Source organism: Agromyces sp. NPDC058484 (genome assembly GCF_042720415.1).
GTDB lineage: Bacteria > Actinomycetota > Actinomycetes > Actinomycetales > Microbacteriaceae > Agromyces.
This window is the reverse complement of record NZ_JBHXMP010000003.1, coordinates 149,074-165,685: the sequence shown is the minus strand read 5'-3', so window position 1 is coordinate 165,685 and position 16,612 is coordinate 149,074. Positions and strand designations below refer to the sequence as shown.

14 protein-coding genes are annotated in these 16,612 nt (G+C 70.8%); 10 read left to right on the top strand and 4 right to left on the bottom strand.

All coding sequences use genetic code 11. From position 1 onward, the window contains the following. Positions 1-58: 58 nt before the first annotated feature. The 7 genes from ACFWN7_RS04325 to ACFWN7_RS04295 all read left to right on the top strand — a co-directional run bounded on the left by ACFWN7_RS04325 (position 59) and on the right by ACFWN7_RS04295 (position 10,598). Positions 59-1,606: an APC family permease gene (locus ACFWN7_RS04325; RefSeq protein ID WP_376937494.1), complete on the top strand. Its 1,548-nt coding sequence runs from the start codon at positions 59-61 to the stop codon at positions 1,604-1,606. 23 nt (positions 1,607-1,629) lie between these two features. Beyond that, positions 1,630-2,220, top strand: a complete 591-nt coding sequence (gene purN, locus ACFWN7_RS04320) for a phosphoribosylglycinamide formyltransferase (protein WP_376937493.1) — start codon at positions 1,630-1,632, stop codon at positions 2,218-2,220. Positions 2,221-2,236: 16 nt separating this feature from the next. Then, on the top strand, positions 2,237-3,892 hold the full coding sequence (purH, locus tag ACFWN7_RS04315) for a bifunctional phosphoribosylaminoimidazolecarboxamide formyltransferase/IMP cyclohydrolase (protein WP_376937492.1): 1,656 nt from the start codon (positions 2,237-2,239) through the stop codon (positions 3,890-3,892). Between the two features lie 254 nt (positions 3,893-4,146). Then, on the top strand, positions 4,147-5,241 hold the full coding sequence (locus tag ACFWN7_RS04310; protein ID WP_376937491.1) for a Glu/Leu/Phe/Val dehydrogenase dimerization domain-containing protein: 1,095 nt from the start codon (positions 4,147-4,149) through the stop codon (positions 5,239-5,241). Between the two features lie 28 nt (positions 5,242-5,269). Next, positions 5,270-6,526 (top strand): dimethylargininase, encoded by a 1,257-nt coding sequence (gene ddaH / locus ACFWN7_RS04305; protein ID WP_376937490.1) that lies wholly within the window; start codon positions 5,270-5,272, stop codon positions 6,524-6,526. A gap of 347 nt (positions 6,527-6,873) precedes the next feature. Continuing rightward, entirely contained in the window at positions 6,874-8,793 is a 1,920-nt protein-coding gene (locus tag ACFWN7_RS04300; protein ID WP_376937489.1) for an ABC transporter ATP-binding protein, read from the top strand. Then, on the top strand, positions 8,790-10,598 hold the full coding sequence (locus ACFWN7_RS04295) for an ABC transporter ATP-binding protein (RefSeq protein WP_376937488.1): 1,809 nt from the start codon (positions 8,790-8,792) through the stop codon (positions 10,596-10,598). Before ACFWN7_RS04300 ends, ACFWN7_RS04295 begins: the two co-directional genes overlap by 4 nt. A gap of 41 nt (positions 10,599-10,639) precedes the next feature. On the opposite strand, the gene ACFWN7_RS04290 is transcribed toward ACFWN7_RS04295, so the two are convergent. Together ACFWN7_RS04290 and ACFWN7_RS04285 are read right to left on the bottom strand one after the other, a co-directional pair. Further along, complete coding sequence (locus tag ACFWN7_RS04290; RefSeq protein WP_376937487.1) at positions 10,640-10,870, bottom strand: hypothetical protein; 231 nt, start codon at positions 10,868-10,870, stop codon at positions 10,640-10,642. Beyond that, on the bottom strand, positions 10,867-11,625 hold the full coding sequence (locus ACFWN7_RS04285) for a hypothetical protein (RefSeq protein WP_376937486.1): 759 nt from the start codon (positions 11,623-11,625) through the stop codon (positions 10,867-10,869). The genes ACFWN7_RS04290 and ACFWN7_RS04285 overlap by 4 nt, the downstream gene beginning before the upstream one ends. 251 nt (positions 11,626-11,876) lie before the next feature. Here ACFWN7_RS04285 and ACFWN7_RS04280 point away from each other — a divergent pair, with 251 nt between their 5' ends. Beyond that, on the top strand, positions 11,877-12,539 hold the full coding sequence (locus tag ACFWN7_RS04280; protein WP_376937485.1) for a response regulator: 663 nt from the start codon (positions 11,877-11,879) through the stop codon (positions 12,537-12,539). Further along, positions 12,539-14,335 carry a sensor histidine kinase gene (locus tag ACFWN7_RS04275; RefSeq protein WP_376937484.1) on the top strand — a complete coding sequence of 599 codons (1,797 nt, stop codon included), beginning with the start codon at positions 12,539-12,541 and terminating at the stop codon, positions 14,333-14,335. Before ACFWN7_RS04280 ends, ACFWN7_RS04275 begins: the two co-directional genes overlap by 1 nt. A gap of 7 nt (positions 14,336-14,342) precedes the next feature. On the opposite strand, the gene ACFWN7_RS04270 is transcribed toward ACFWN7_RS04275, so the two are convergent. Further along, positions 14,343-14,702, bottom strand: a complete 360-nt coding sequence (locus ACFWN7_RS04270; RefSeq protein WP_376937483.1) for an MGMT family protein — start codon at positions 14,700-14,702, stop codon at positions 14,343-14,345. Next, complete coding sequence (locus ACFWN7_RS04265) at positions 14,699-15,151, bottom strand: GNAT family N-acetyltransferase (protein ID WP_376937482.1); 453 nt, start codon at positions 15,149-15,151, stop codon at positions 14,699-14,701. The genes ACFWN7_RS04270 and ACFWN7_RS04265 overlap by 4 nt, the downstream gene beginning before the upstream one ends. Positions 15,152-15,346: 195 nt before the next feature. Here ACFWN7_RS04265 and ACFWN7_RS04260 point away from each other — a divergent pair, with 195 nt between their 5' ends. Continuing rightward, on the top strand, positions 15,347-16,561 hold the full coding sequence (locus ACFWN7_RS04260) for an NADP-dependent isocitrate dehydrogenase (RefSeq protein ID WP_376937481.1): 1,215 nt from the start codon (positions 15,347-15,349) through the stop codon (positions 16,559-16,561). The last annotated feature ends 51 nt before the right edge of the window (positions 16,562-16,612 follow it).

Here is a 16,612-nt window from a genome sequence, read left to right as displayed (position 1 = left end):
CGTGCGGTGCACGCGCTGGGTGCTAGCCTGCGCGTGACGGCGTGATCGAGGAGGATCCATGTCGAACCCGACTGCACCAGCTGCTCCGCCCCGCGAGGGCAAGGGCCTCGCCGCCGGCACCCTCGGACTCTGGGGTTCGACGGTGATCGGACTCGCCTCCACCGCCCCCGTGTATTCGCTCGCCGCGACGCTGGGGTTCGTCGTGCTCACGGTGGGCGCCCAGGCCCCGATCGCGTTCATCATCGCCTTCGTGCCGATGCTGCTCATCGCGTTCGCCTATCGGGAGCTCAACCGCGACGTGCCCGACTGCGGTACGGCGTTCACCTGGGCGACGAAGGCGTTCGGACCGTGGGTCGGCTGGATGGGCGGGTGGGGCGTCGCCGTCGCAGGCACGGTCGTGCTCGCGAACCTCGCCCAGATCGGCGGCATCTACTTCTGGTTGCTCGTCGCGCCCGACCTCGCCGAGAACGGGTTCGTGGTGACCGTCACGGGCGTGGTGTTCATCGCGCTCATGAGCTGGATCAGTTGGCGTGGGCTCGAGATCGGCGAGCGGATGCAGAACGTGCTGCTTGCGGTGCAGTACCTCGCGCTCATCCTCTTCGTGGTCTTCGCGACCTGGCAGGTCGTCACAGGTACCGCACCGGAGGGCTCGACCACGCCCGAGTGGAGCTGGTTCGACCCGTTCGCGTTCAGCTCGTTCGGCGCGTTCGTCGAATCGGTGCTCCTCGCCCTCTTCATCTACTGGGGTTGGGACACCTGCCTCTCGCTCAACGAGGAGACGCGCGATCCGAAGCGCATCCCCGGGCGGGCCGCGGTGATCACGACCCTCATCCTCCTCGTGACCTACGTGGGTGTCACGGTCGCCGCCATGTCATACGCCGGGCTTGGCGACGCCGGGATGGGGCTCGGCAACGAGGGCAACGCCGACGACGTCTTCTTCGCCCTGAAGGACGCGCTCTTCGGCCCGTGGGCGTGGCTCCTCGTGATCGCCGTCATGATCTCGGCCGTGTCGTCGACGCAGACGACGATCCTGCCGACCGCACGCACCACGCTCGCGATGGCGGTGTACCGGGCGCTGCCGAAGCGCTTCGCGACGGTGCATCCGCGCTACCACACCCCCTCGTTCTCGACGATCCTCATGGGCGTGGTCGCGAGCGTGTTCTACGTCGGCATGACGCTCATCAGCGACAACATCCTGCAGGACACGATCCTGTCGCTCGGGCTGGCGATCGCGTTCTACTACGCCATCACGGGGTTCTCCTGCGTGTGGTACTTCCGGCGCTCCCTGTTCTCCTCGTGGCGCCATTTCTGGAACCGGCTCGTGTTCCCGCTCGTCGGAGCCGTGCTGCTCACCTACGCCTTCGTCTACTCCGCCATCGACATGCTCGACCCCGAGTACGGCTACACCGTGATCTGGGGAGTCGGCGGCGTGTTCGTGATCGGCGTCGGATCGCTCGCCCTCGGTGCCGTGCTCATGATCGTGTGGGCGTTCTTCGCCGAGTCGCGGCCGTTCTTCCGCGGCGAATCGCTGAACCGGTCGACCGAGGTGCTCGTTCCCGACGAGGACCAGCCCACCTACCGTTCCATCGACGGCGGAGTCGCCTGAGCCGCACCCGGTAGGCTCGGAGGGTGCTGCAGCTCGTCGTGCTGATCTCGGGCACGGGATCCAACCTCCGCGCCCTCCTCGAAGCCTCCGAAGACGCCGAGTTCCCCGCTCGCGTCGTGGCGATCGGCGCTGACCGCGAAGCCGACGGGCTCCTCCTCGGCGAGGAGTTCGGCATCCCCTCGTTCACCGTGCCGTTCACGGCCTACGCCGACCGCGAGGCGTGGGGCGGGGCGCTCATCGAGCAGGTGCGGCAGTGGGGACCCGACCTCGTGGTGCTCTCGGGGCTCATGCGGCTCGTGCCGCCCGCGGTCGTCGACGCGTTCTCGCCCTTCCTCATCAACACCCATCCCGCGTACCTGCCCGAGTTCCCCGGCGCGCACGCGGTACGCGACGCGATCGCCGCGGGGGTCGATCAGAGCGGCGCGAGCCTCATCGTCGTCGACAACTCCGTCGACGGCGGGCCGATCATCGCGCAGGAGCGCGTGCCGGTGCTGCCGGGCGACACCGAACAGGCCCTGCACGACCGCATCAAGCCGATCGAGCGGCGCCTGCTGATCCAGACCGTGCTCGACATCGCCAACTCGCACCTCGACCTGAAGGAACTGAGCAGATGAAGGAACCGAGCAGATCATGAGCGGCCCCACCCACGACCCGAGCCTCTACCGCGAACGCGACCTCGTGCCGGTGCGCCGGGCGCTCCTCTCGGTGAGCGACAAGACCCGCATCACCGAGCTCGCCGCGGCCCTCGCCGCTGCCGGCGCCGAGATCGTCTCGACCGGATCGACGGCGCAGACCGTCCGCGACGCCGGGTTCCAGGTGACGGATGTCGCGAGCGTCACGGGTGCCCGCGAGATGCTCGACGGCCGCGTAAAGACCCTGCACCCGTCGGTGCACGCGGGCCTCCTGGCCGACCTCCGGCTCGAGCACCACGAGCGGGAGCTCGGCGACCTCGACATCGAGCCGTTCGAGCTCGTGGTCGTGAACCTCTATCCGTTCGCCGCGACGATCGCGGCCGGGGCATCCGAGTTCGACGCCGTCGAGCAGATCGACATCGGCGGACCGGCCATGGTGCGCGCCTCGGCGAAGAACCACGCGAACGTGGCCGTGGTCGTCTCGCCGGAGCGCTACGACGAGGTCATCGAGGCGATCGCCTCGGGCGGCACGACGCTCGCGCAGCGCAAGGCGCTGGCCCGCGAGGCGTTCCGGCACACCGCCACGTACGACATCGGGGTCGCCTCGTGGCTCGGCAGCGTCGTGGCGCAGGACCAGCCGGCCGACGAGTCGCCGTTCCCGGCCTGGGTCGGCGGATCGTGGACGAAGTCAGCCGACCTGCGTTACGGCGAGAACTCGCACCAGAAGGCGTCGCTCTACGCCTCGCAGGGCGGCCGTCCCGGCATCGCGCAGGCGGTGCAGCTGCACGGCAAGGAGATGTCGTACAACAACTACGTCGACGCAGATGCCGCGGTGCGGGCGGCGTTCGACTTCGACGAGCCCGCCGTGGCGATCATCAAGCACGCAAACCCGTGCGGCATCGCCGTGGCGTCGGCCCTTCGACCCGCTCAGGGCGGCGCCGAGGCCCCTTCGGCGAGCTCAGGGAGCGCCGACCCCATCGCCGACGCGCACCGGCGCGCGCACGAGTGCGACCCGGTGTCGGCGTTCGGCGGCGTGATCGCCGCGAACCGGCCGGTGACGCTCGAGATGGCCGAGACGGTGTCGGGCATCTTCACCGAGGTGCTCGTCGCGCCGGAGTTCGAGCCTGCGGCGGTCGAGCTGCTCACGCAGAAGAAGAACCTCCGGCTGCTCACGCTGCCCGACGGGTTCGCGCCGACGGCCGTGGAGCTGCGCCAGGTCTCGGGCGGGCTGCTCCTGCAGCAGGCCGACCGGCACTTCTCGCCCGCCTCGGGGTGGACCCTCGCCGCGGGCGAGCCCGCCGACGCGGCGACCCTCGCCGACCTCGAGTTCGCCTGGAAGGCCTGCCGCGCGGTGAAGTCGAACGCGATCCTGCTCGCGTCGGGCAAAGCCTCCGTGGGCGTCGGCATGGGCCAGGTGAACCGGGTCGACTCGTGCCGGCTCGCAGTGGAGCGGGCGGGCGAGCGGGCCGCGGGGTCGGTCGCGGCATCCGACGCCTTCTTCCCCTTCGCCGACGGGCTGCAGATCCTGCTCGACGCCGGTGTGCGGGCGGTCGTGCAGCCCGGCGGATCGGTGCGCGACGAGGAGGTGGTGCAGGCCGCTCGCGCGGCCGGCGTGACCATGTATTTCACCGGCGAGCGCCACTTCTTCCACTGAGCGCGACTCCTTCGCTCCCGCGCACATCCCTTCGTCCTCCCACCCCCCGGCGTTTGCATGACATTCGCCGATTTGTAGGACGCGGGGTCGGGCAACCGTCATGCAAACGGACGGATGTCATGCAAACCCGGGAGGGGGTGGCGGGTGCCGCCTCGGAGGCAGGTGCCCGCGGCGGTAGGCTTGAGGTGAGCGGCGCTCATGAGGCGCGCGCCACCGGTTCCGCCCACGAAGCGGATGATGAAGGAGAACGATCGATGACGATCACCCACGCCTCGGCCACCCCTGCAGCCGAGGTCAGCGCAGCACTTCCCACCGAGGCCCCCGAGCACGAGCGCGTGCTGATCACCCGCGGGCCGCGATCGGGCCTCACCATCATCGTCGCCGTGCATTCCACGCGGCTCGGGCAGGCCCTCGGCGGCGCCCGCATCTGGAACTACGCGCACTGGACCGACGCGCTCGCCGACGCGCTCCGCCTCTCGCAGGCCATGACCATGAAGAACGCGGCCGCCGGACTCGCCCGCGGCGGCGGCAAGTCCGTGGTCGCGGTGCCGCACGGCGTCACCCTCGACGAGGATGCCAGGCACAACGCCATGCTCGACCTCGGCGATGCGGTCGAATCCCTCGGAGGCGCGTACATGACCGCCGAAGACGTCGGCACGAGCGCCGAGCTCATGGCCGTCGTCGCCGAGCGCACCGAGCACGTCTGCGGCCTTCCGCCCGAGCAGGGCGGAGTCGGCGAACCGGCGGATGCCACGGCCGCCGGCGTCCACGCGTCGATCCTCGCCACCCTCGGCCATGTCTTCGACAACGCCGATCCGGCGGGCCGTCACTTCGTCATCGCCGGCCTCGGACAGGTCGGCGGCCGCCTCGCGCGGAGCCTCGCGGCAGCGGGCGCACGGCTCACGGTGACGGATGTCGCGGAGTCGAAGCGCGCGCTCGCCGACGAGCTCGGCGCCGCATGGGTCGCACCCGGCGAGGCCCACCTCGTCGAGGCCGACGTCTTCGTGCCGTGCGGACTCGGGGGCGTGCTCACCCGCGAGGTCGTGGACGCACTGCGCGTGCGCGCCGTCGTCGGCGCCGCGAACAACCAGCTCGCCGCCCGCGATGTCGCCGCACGCCTCACCGAGCGCCGCATCGTCTGGGCGCCCGACTTCGTGGTGAACGCCGGCGGCGTCATCTACCTCGATGTCGCGAGCACTCCCGACGCCGACCAGGCCGGGCTCGACGCGCGCATCGCGGGCATCGGCGACACCGTGGCATCCGTGCTGCGCTCGGCCGACGAGCACGGCACGACGTCGCTCGCCGCCGCCGAACGACTCGCACGCGAGCGCCTCGAAGCCGCGCGCTGAGGTGCCACGCGGCCGATAGGCTCGTGCGATGACGTCCCCCGCCGCCACGCCCCAGCCCGCCCCTGCCCGGTTCAGGCCTGCGCCGTCGCAGGGGCGGCGGGTGCTGGCGGTGCTCGCGTCCGCGGCATCCGTCGCCGTCGCCGCGATGCTCGTGGCGGTGCTCGCGTTCTTCATCGGCAACGGCCAGTCGCCGCAGGTGTTCGGGCAGCTCTTCGGGCACTTCTCGCTCGCCGCGCTCATCGTGTGGGTGCTGCTCGCGATCGCCAACGGCCTCGGGGCGACGAGGGCGTGGTTCCTCGCGCTCATCACCGGATTCACGTCGGCCTGCCTCGCCGCGCTCATCGCGACGACCGTGAGCGCGAACGCCGCAGGCAATCCGTTCTCGGGCGCGATCTTCCTGTTCGTGATCGGCTCGCTGGTGAGCCTCAACCTCGTGTTCATCCTCGCGGTCGTCGTCGGCGAGATGTTCCTCGCGCCGCGCGTCCTCCGCGGCGTGCTCGGCCATGCGCCACGTCGGGCGCCGCGCCGCGTCGCGCTCGTTCGCATCCCGGCGTCGAACCTCGACGAAGGAGAGCTCACCCATCTCGAGCGGCAGCCCGTCGACAAGGCCCGTGCCGACGAGCAGTGGGACAACTACTGCGCGGCGCTCGTCGCCGAGGGCTGGGAGACCGTCGAGGTCGACGGCGCGCCCGACCTGGCCGACTCGGTCTTCGTCGAGGACGCGGTCGTGTTCTTCGGCGACCTCGCCGTGATCACGAGCCCGGGTGCCGAGTCACGCCGCCCCGAGGTCGAGGCGGTCGAGCGCACCGTGCGCACCATCCCCGGCGTCACGGTGCAGCGCATCGAGCTTCCCGGCACCCTCGACGGGGGCGACGTGCTCAAGGTCGACGGCACGGTGTACGTCGGCGCGTCGAGCCGCACGAACGCGGAGGGCATCCGCCAGCTGCGGACACTCCTCACGCCGCACGACTACTCGGTCGTCGCGGTGCCCGTGACGAAGGCGCTGCACCTGAAGACCACGATGACGGCGCTTCCCGACGGCACGATCATCGGCGACCCGGCGCTCGTCGACGTGCCGAGCCTCTTCCCGGCGTTCCTTCCGGTGCCCGAGCCCGAGGGCGTCGCCGTGGTCGAGCTGTCGGGCGAATCGCTGCTCATGTCGTCGTCGGCGCCGCAGACGGCGGCCATGCTGTCGAGCCTCGGCTACCGGGTGGTCACCGTCGACATCGGCGAGTTCGAGAAGCTCGAGGGCGGGGTCACCTGCCTGTCGGTGCGGGTGCGATGACCGAATTCCTCTTGCACGCGGCATCCGAATCCCCGTAGTCTGAGGGGCTGGCCGCCGCGTGACATGACGCGGCCACGCGACGACGCAGACGATGACACAGACGATGACGCAGGAGGACACCATGCAGACAGACAGCTACGCCCGCCAGGTCGCGGTGAGTGGCACTGCCCGCCCGGTCGTCCGCCGCGAGGCGATCTCCGGGTAGCTTCACGCCCCCACGCAGGCGCAGCCTGCCCGTTCGCGGCCTCCGCCGCTTCCCGACGTCTCTTCGCACGTCCACCTCGCTCTGTTCTCGCCGATCGGCTCGCTCAGCGACGCCTCGGTGCCTCCCTCCGGAAGGAACCGGCTTGTCCGCCATCCCGCACCACCAGGACCCCAGCTCGACGCGCGTCGGCACCGTGCGCGCGCTGTTCCGGCTGCGCGAGTTCCTCGGCCCCGCAATGGCCGCCATCGTGGGCAGCATGGCCGCGTACCTCGTGGCGCAGCTCATCGCCCTCGCCATTCCGCAGGTGCTCGAGTCGATCGTCGACGGCCCGCTCGCCGACGGCGACCGGGCGGCGGTCGTGCCGCTCTCGCTGCTCGTGCTCGCGCTCGGCGCGGGCGAGGCCGCGATGTTCGCCCTGCGCCGCTGGCTCGTGCTCACGCCGACCACCCGGGTGGAGGCGCGCATGCGCAACGCGCTCTATGCCAAACTGCAGGACCTTCCCGTCAGCTTCCACGACCGCTGGCCGAGCGGGCAGTTGCTCTCGCGCGCCGTGAGCGACCTCGGCCTCATCCGTCGGTGGCTCGCGTTCGGCCTGGTGCTGCTCGTGATGAACCTCGTGGTCATCGTCATCGGCGCGGTGATCCTCATCTCGATGAGCTGGGTGCTCGGCCTGGTGTACCTCGCGTGCTCGGTTCCGCTGTGGATCGTCGGCTACCGCTTCGAGGGCCGCTACTCCGAGGTGTCGCGCCGGAGCCAGGACCAGTCGGGCGACCTGGCCACCGCGGTCGAGGAGTCGGTGCACGGCATCCGGGTGCTGAAGGCGTTCGGACGCGGCAAGCACGCGCTGAGCTCCTTCCGCGCCCAGGCCGAGCAGCTCCGCACGACCGAGATCGAGAAGGCGCGCCTCGACGCGAGCATCTGGGTGTGGATCCTCGTCGTGCCCACCGTGGCGCTCGCGATCTGCCTGGTGATCGGGGTGTGGCTCGCGTCGCAGGGGCAACTCACGGTCGGCCAGCTCGTCGCGTTCTTCGCGACCGCGGCGGTGCTCGCGTGGCCGATCGAGTCGATCGGGTTCCTGCTCGCCTTCTCGCTCGACGCGCGCACGGCGACCGACCGGTTCTTCGACATCATGGACAGCGAGAACACGGTGGTCGACCCCGAGCGCCCGGTCTCGGTCGATCGCCCGCGCGGCGAGCTCGCGTTCAACGACGTGCGCTTCCGCTACCAGGATTCCCCCGAGCGGTTCGGCGACCTGCTCGACGGCGTCGACCTCGTGCTGCAGCCCGGCGAGACGATGGCGCTCGTGGGGCTGACCGGCTCGGGCAAGACCACGCTCACCGCGCTCGCCACGCGGCTCTACGACGTCACCGGCGGGTCGATCACACTCGACGGCGTCGACATCCGTGCGCTCTCGCGTGAGGAGCTCCGCACCCACATCGCCATGGCCTTCGAGGACGCGACGCTCTTCAGCACGAGCGTGCGCGACAACGTGCTGCTCGGCCGCCCCGAACTCGCGGGCGACGCCCCCGAGGTGCGCGCCGAGGCCGAGCGGGTGCTCGACGAGGCGCTCCGCATCGCCCAGGCGGGGTTCGCCTACGACCTGCCCGACGGCGTCGACACGACCGTCGGCGAAGAGGGCATGAGCCTCTCCGGCGGGCAGCGGCAGCGGCTCGCGCTCGCACGCGCGGTCGCGGCATCCCCGTCGGTGCTGGTGCTCGACGACCCGCTCTCGGCGTTGGATGTCGCGACCGAGGCACGCGTCGAGGCCGAGCTGCGCGACGTGCTCGCATCGACGACCGCGCTCATCGTCGCGCACCGCCCGTCGACGGTCATGCTCGCCGACCGCGTCGCGCTTCTCGAGGACGGGCGCATCACCGCCGTCGGCACGCACTCGGAGCTCCTGCGCGAATCCGCGCACTACGCGTTCGTCATCTCGAGCCTGGTGGACGAGGAGCGGCGCGCGACGGCGGAGGCGGCATCCGTCTCCGAGGGTCTCGATACGCCCCCGGCTCCGCCGGGTGCACCTCGACCGGCGGAGGAACGAGAGGAGGCGACCCGATGAGCACCGTTCTGGGCGTGCAGGGCGAGGAACGCCACGACTTCACGAAGGCCGAGTCCAAGCAGATCCGGCAGCGCTCGCTGCGGCTGCTCGGGTCGCTGCTGCATCCGGTGCGCGCGCGGCTGTGGGCGACGATGGCGATCATCGTCGTGTCCACCGGCGCGCAGGTCGCGGGGCCGGCGCTCATCGCGTACGGCATCGACCGGGGCCTGCCCGCGCTCCTCGAGGGCGACTGGATGCCGGTCGGCGCCGCCGGTCTCGCCTACCTGCTGACGGGTGCGGCGGGCGCGCTGCTCATCGCGTGGTACATCCGGCTCGTCGCCCGCGTCAGCCAGGCCGTGCTGATCGACCTGCGCACCCGGGTGTTCCTGCACACGCAGAAGCTCTCGCTCGAGTTCCACGAGTCGTACACGTCCGGCCGCATCATCTCGCGACAGACGAGCGATCTCGACGCCATCCGCGAGCTGCTCGACGAGGGCATCAACGCGCTCGTCCGCGGCGTGCTCTACATGGTGTTCACCGCGATCGCGCTGGTGTGGCTCGACTGGCTGTCGGGTCTCGTGCTGGTCGGCACGCTCGTGCCGCTCGCGTTGCTCACGCGGTGGTTCCAGGTGCGCTCGCAGCGGCTGTTCCGCCGTTCGCGCGTCGCGAGCGCGAAGCTCATCGTGCAGTTCGTCGAGACGATGACGGGCATCCGCGCGGTGCAGGCGTTCCGTAAGGAGCGCCGCAACGAGCGGGTGTTCGGCGACCTCACCGAGGACTACCGCGACGTGAACGCCCGCGTGCTCGGCCTGTTCGCGGTCTACAACCCGTCGCTCGCCCTGATCGGCAACGTCGCGGTCGCGGTCGTGCTGCTCATCGGCGGCTTCCGCGTGGTCGACGGGGCGCTCGAGGTCGGCGTGCTGCTCGCGGCGGTGCTCTACACGAAGCGCTTCTTCGACCCGATGGAGGAGCTCGCGATGTTCTACAACTCGTACCAGTCGGCGGCATCCGCCCTCGAGAAGATCTCGGGAGTGCTGGAGGAGCAGCCGAGCGTGCCCGACCCGGCGAACCCGGTCGACCTGTGGAAGGCGCACGGACACGTGCGGTTCGAGGGCGTCGAGTTCGCCTACACGCCCGATCGCGTCATCCTGCCGCGGTTCGACCTCGACGTTCCGGCCGGGCAGACCGTCGCGCTCGTGGGCTCGACGGGTGCGGGCAAGTCGACGCTGGCGAAGCTCATCGCGCGGTTCTACGACCCGAGCGACGGCGTCGTGGAGCTCGACGGCGTCGACCTGCGCTCGCTGCACCCGAAGGACCTGCGGCGCGCGATCGTGATGGTCACCCAGGAGGCGTACCTCTTCTCGGGGTCGGTCGCCGACAACATCGCGCTCGGCAAGCCCGACGCGACCTTCGACGAGATCGTGGCCGCTGCGAAGGCGGTGGGCGCGCACGAGTTCATCGAGGGGCTGCCGAGCGGGTACGACACCGACGTGAACAAGCGCGGCGGCCGGGTGAGCGCCGGACAGCGGCAGCTGATCTCGTTCGCGCGCGCGTTCCTCGCGAACCCTGCCGTGCTGATCCTCGACGAGGCGACCTCGTCGCTCGACATCCCGAGCGAGCGGCTCGTGCAGGAGGGCCTCACGACCCTCCTCGCCGACCGCACGGCCGTCATCATCGCGCACAGGCTGTCGACGGTCGCGATCGCCGACCGGGTGCTCGTCATGGCGCACGGCCGCATCGTCGAAGACGGCTCGCCCGCCGAGCTCATCGCCGGGTCGGGGCGCTTCGCGGCACTGCACGCGGCGTGGCGGGACTCGCTCGTGTGACGCCCGCGCGCGGCATCCGTTGGGGCCGGATGCCGCGCCACTCACGCCCAGCCGAGAGTGCACACGCCGCCCCCAGCGGGGCGGGAGGTGCACTGTCGGCAGTGGCAGCATCCCGTTGAGCAGCGGATGTCGCGGCCGGTCACGGCGGGCAGCACCCCGATCGGCGCCGACGCGAAGTCGTCGAATCCGGTCGCCGTCGCCGCCTCGTTGAGGTATGCCCATGCGCTGTCGGGGCGCTCGGTCGCGCCCATGACCCGGGTGACGAGCGTCATCGCGGGCGCGACACGAAGGCGCTCGGCTCGATGAGGATGCGGTACCGCGACGGTGCAGCCGCCAGGGTGGCACGGATGCCCCGCGCGAGCGCCGCGAGCCCGGGCACCGGTTCGTCGTACGCGACCGGCAGCCCGCCGCCCAGGTCGAGTGTGTCGAAGCGAATCCCGTGGGCGCGCTCGAGCCGGCGCATGAGCGCGAGCGCGCGACGGATGACGTGCGCCCGGGGTTTCGCCGACACCGCCTGGTCGCCGACGTGGAGCGTGAAGCCCGCCACGCGCAGGCGCGCCCGCAGGCACTGCTGCACGAGCGGCACAGCGCCCTCTCGCCGCACGCCGAACCGCTCGGAGAGGTCGTTCCGCCCCAGGGCGTTCGGGTATGAGAGGCGCACCAGCACCGCGGCATCCGGCAGCTCCTGGAACTTCAGGGCCTCGGCGGCGCTGTCGACCACGAACGTGCGGATGCCGCGGAGGTACGCGCCGGTGATGTCGGCGACGGTCTTGACGGGGTGAGTGTGCAGGCAGCGACCGATCGCGACGCCCTCGCGCTCGAGCAGGTCGATCTCGCCGCGGGACGCGACCGCGAAGCTCGCACCGAACGCGTCCACGGCGCGGATGACGGCGGGATGGGGGAGAGAACCCGTCGCGAAGTGGATCCGAACTCCCGGCAGCTCCCGGCGGAGCGCGAGCAGCTGGGCGGTCACGCGATCGACATCGAGCACGAACAGCGGGGTGCCGGCTGCGAATATCGTGGTCATGAGAGGCGTCCCTTCGCGGGGGAGTTCGGAGACGACGGCGTCATCGGATGCCGCATGCGGCGATCCTCGTCGCGGCCGCCCCACACCGCATCGGGGCGGCCACCGATCCGCCGCGGTGCTGCCCCCGGGCTTCACGACGCCGCACCTGCCCCCACAACTGGGTGAGACGGCCGCAAGGCGCACGCGGTACGCTCGGCAGAGGCGGGTGACGCCCTCCCGAACGGTTGAGCCTGCCTGCGGACGGAGGAACGATGAACGACGCCCACCCCCTGCGCGTCGCGATCGCAGACGACGCCCTGCTGCTTCGTGAGGGAATCGCGAAGGTGCTCGAAGACGGCGGCATCGACGTCGTCGCCTCCGTCGGCACGGGCGACGAACTGCTCGAGGTCCTGCAGGGCGGCGGCATCGACGTGGCCGTCCTCGACATCCGGATGCCGCCGAGCTACCGCGACGAGGGCATCACCGCGCTCGAGCAGCTCCGCGCGGGCGGCTCGACGATCGGCGTGCTCCTCCTCTCGATGTACGCGACCCCCGAGTACGCCCTCCGCGTGATGGGCGCAGGCAGCGGCACGGGATACCTCCTGAAGGAGCGCGTGTCCGAGCCGCAGACCCTCGTGCGCGCCGTCGAGACCGTGGCATCCGGCGGCTCGGTCGTCGATCCCGAGGTCGTCGAGCAGCTCGTCAAGCGCACCCGGGCGGATGACCCGCTCTCGCGCCTCACCGAGCGCGAACGCTCGGTGCTCGAACTGATGGCCCAGGGCTACTCGAACGGCGGCATCGCCCAGACCCTGTTCCTCGGCCTGAAGACGGTCGAGACGCACGTGCGCAGCATCCTGCAGAAGCTCGACCTCGAGGAGTCGCCCGAGCATCACCGCCGCGTGCTCGCCGTGCTCACGCTCCTCGGCGAACGGTGATGGCGCCCGGCCGGAAAGGCCGGATCGCCAGACGCACCGCCGTCATCACCGTCGTGGTGGCGCTCAGCCTCACGATGGAGATCGCCGGGTTCCTGGCGACACCCGCGGCCGAGCGCGACGAGGTGTCGTACACGACGCTGCACGCGATCGTGCCGCTCGTCTTCGCCGCGTGCGCCGGAGTCGCGTGGGCGATCAGTCCCACCCGCGTCCCGCCGCGGCTCATGATCGCGTTCGTCGTGCTCTGGATCCCGCAGTCGATCTACTTCGTGATCGGCGCATGGGCATGGGTGTGGCCCCTCGTGCGCGGCGTCGACCTCGGCTGGGCGGTGGTCGCCGGCATCCTCGTGCTCGTCTACCCGAAGGGGTTGCTCAGCGACGGCTTCGACCGCTGGATCGCGGGCATCGCCATCGTCGCCTCGGTCGTGAACCTGCTCACGGTGCTGCTCTTCGCCAGCCCCGACGTCGTCGACTGCGCGTCGTGCGCGCCGAACCCGTACCAACTCGCGGACGCACCGCTCCTGTTCGGCATCGTCGACATCGGCTATCGCATGATCGGCGGCCTGCTCGCGCTCGCGATCGCCGGCCGCCTGCTCGTGCGCTGGGTGCGCGCGAGCGTGCCCGCGCGCACCGTGGCCTTCCTCATGCCGCTCGCCCTCTTCGCCTGGGCGACGACGCTCGCCGCGCAGGCCGTGACCTACGCGGTGGCGACGACGTCGGATGTCGTGCTGCAGACGGTCTCGCTCATCGCGATGGCGTCGATTCCCGTGAGCTTCGACGCGGGCGTCGCGCACACCCGGAACATGCGCGCACGGGTCGCCGACCTCATGCGCATCACGCGCGAGGGCGCCGATCGCGGACTCTGGGCGGAATCGCTCGCGCGCACCCTGCGCGACGCCTCGGTGCGCGTCTACTGGTGGGACGAGGAGCGCGGCCGGTATGCGGATGCCACGGGCACGCCCATCGAGGCATCCGACGCCGATCCCCGTGGCAGCCACAGCATCCTCCCCGTCGCATCGCCGCTCGGCGCGCCGATCGCGCTCATCCGCCACGACCGGGTGCTCACCGACAACATGCGCCTGCTCGACGGCGTGTCGAGCGCGCTCCGGCTCTCGGTCGACAACGGGCGGCTCCGCTCCGAGGTCGAGCGCACGCTCGAGCAGGTGCGCCAGTCGCGCACGCGCATCGTCGAGGCGGGCCTCGAGGCGAGGCGCCGCATCGAGCGCGACCTGCACGACGGCGCGCAGCAGCACCTCGTCTCGCTCGGGATGCGGCTCCGGCTCGCCGCGAACCAGGCGAGGGATCGCGGCGTCGAGCCCGTCGGGGTCGAGCTCGACGGCACGATCGGCATGCTGAACCAGGCGCTCAAGGAACTGCGGGAGCTCGCGCACGGCATCCACCCGAGCCTGCTCTCGTCGGGCGGCCTCGCCCTGGCGGTGCCCGAGCTCGCGGGGCGGTGTCCCGTGCCCGTCAGCGTCGAGGTGCAGGCCGAGGGGCGCCTGCCCGAGGTCATCGAGTCGACGGCGTACTTCGCGCTCGCCGAGGCGCTCGCCAACGTCGCGAAGCACTCGGGCGCGACCCGGGCCTGGGTACGGGCCCGCGTCTTCGACCACGAGCTGCAGCTCGTCGTGCGCGACAACGGCACCGGGGGCGCCTCGCTCGACCGCGGCACGGGCATGCTCGGCATCGTCGACCGCGTCGACGCGGTCGGCGGCACGATCGAGCTCGAGAGCCCGCCCGGGGCGGGCACCACGCTCACCATCCGGATCCCGCTCGGCGGGCCGCTCCGAGGGGAGTGAGCCGGCGTCAGGGCCGCCAGCGGCTCGCCGCGAGGTCGATGCGGTATCCGTCGGCGTCCTGAGTGGGCCGCAGCGGGGTGCCCTCGGCCTCGTAGTGCGGGCGGGCCATCCCGGCGTGACAGGTCGGTGGACGACCGCCGGCACGGACGACCCGCCACCACGGGACATCCGACCCGTACCTGGCCATGACCTGGCCCACCGCGCGCGCGCCGCGAGACCCGAGGAGCGCGGCGACGTCGCCGTAGGTGGCGACGCGGCCGGGCGGGATGTCGGCCACGACGGCGAGCACCGCCTCGACGAACCCCCCGGTGCCCGCTGAGTTCGTCGAAGCGGATGCCGCTTCGATGGACTCGGGCGCCGGAGTCACAGTTCGAGCGCGCCGATCACGTCGCCGTAGGCGGTCTCGCCCACGTCGACGAAGCCGATGCGGTGGAAGAACGCCTCGGGCCCCTCCTCACCCGGCTCCCACAGCACGGTGATGCGGTCGAAGCCGCGTCGCTTGGCCTCCTCTGCGAGGGCGGTCGCGAGGAAGCGGCCCACGCCCTTGCCCTGCACCTCGGCGTCGACGTTGATCCGCCAGATGCACGCCCGGAACTCCTCGTGCACGTTCTCGGGGTCGAAGTTGCCATGGATGAACCCGACGACGTGATCGCCCATGAGCGCGACGCGCTGCCACGCCGTGGCAGGGTTCACGACCGATGACTCGGCCGAGTACGTGACGGGAGCGATGAACTGCTCCTGCCCGGGCTTGAGGGAGAGGGAGTTCGCCGCAACGATGTTCGACGCCGACAGTTCTTCGAGTCGCAGGTCAGCCATGCTGCCAAGGCTAACCTGTGGCGCGCCGGGTCAGGTAGCCGACGCTGCGGCACGGGTGCGATCGCGCGAACGGATGCCGCGGCATCCGTTTGTCTCGATGTCGAGATATCTCCGCCGAGACGCTAAGCTTGACGGCGGCGTGTCCGCCCGCCCATCAGGCTTCGCAATCCCCCCGAGAACCAAGGAGAGATCCTCTTGTCCAAGATCAAGGTTGAAGGCACGGTCGTCGAACTCGACGGCGACGAGATGACCCGCATCATCTGGCAGGCCATCAAGGACTCGCTCATCCACCCGTACCTCGACGTCGACCTCGAGTACTACGACCTCTCGATCCAGAAGCGCGACGAGACCGACGACCAGATCACCATCGACGCGGCGCACGCCATCCAGAAGCACGGCGTCGGCGTGAAGTGCGCGACGATCACGCCCGACGAGGCGCGCGTCGAGGAGTTCGGCCTGAAGAAGATGTGGCGCTCGCCGAACGGCACGATCCGCAACATCCTCGGCGGCGTGATCTTCCGCGAGCCGATCATCATCTCGAACATCCCGCGCCTCGTGCCCGGCTGGAACAAGCCGATCATCGTCGGCCGTCACGCGTTCGGCGACCAGTACCGCGCCACCGACTTCCGCTTCGAGGGCGAGGGCACCCTCACGATGACCTTCACCCCGAAGGACGGCTCCGAGCCGCAGTCGTTCGAGGTCTTCCAGGCGCCCGGCGGCGGCGTCGCGATGGGCATGTACAACCTCGACGAGTCCATCAAGGACTTCGCGCGCGCCTCGCTGAACTACGGCCTCGACCGCAACTACCCGGTGTACCTCTCGACGAAGAACACGATCCTCAAGGCCTACGACGGCCGCTTCAAGGACCTGTTCCAGGAGGTGTTCGACACCGAGTTCAAGGAGAAGTTCGACGCGGCCGGCCTCACCTACGAGCACCGCCTCATCGACGACATGGTCGCCGCCTCGCTGAAGTGGGAGGGCGGCTACGTCTGGGCGTGCAAGAACTACGACGGCGACGTGCAGTCCGACACGGTCGCGCAGGGCTTCGGCTCGCTCGGCCTCATGACCTCCGTGCTCGCCACGCCCGACGGCAAGGTCGTCGAGGCCGAGGCGGCGCACGGCACCGTCACGCGCCACTACCGGCAGCACCAACAGGGCAAGCCCACCTCGACGAACCCGATCGCCTCGATCTACGCGTGGACGCGCGGCCTCGCGCACCGCGGCAAGCTCGACGGCAACCAGGAGCTCATCGACTTCTCGCACACCCTCGAGGACGTCGTGATCAAGACGGTGGAGTCGGGCGCCATGACGAAGGACCTCGCGCTCCTCGTCGGCCCCGAGCAGCCCTACCAGACGACCGAGGAGTTCCTCGCGACCCTCGCAGGCAACCTGAAGGCGCGACTGGCCTGATCGCCTGCGCCCGCGAACGGGTCGGATGCCGCGGCATCCGGCCCCTTCGGC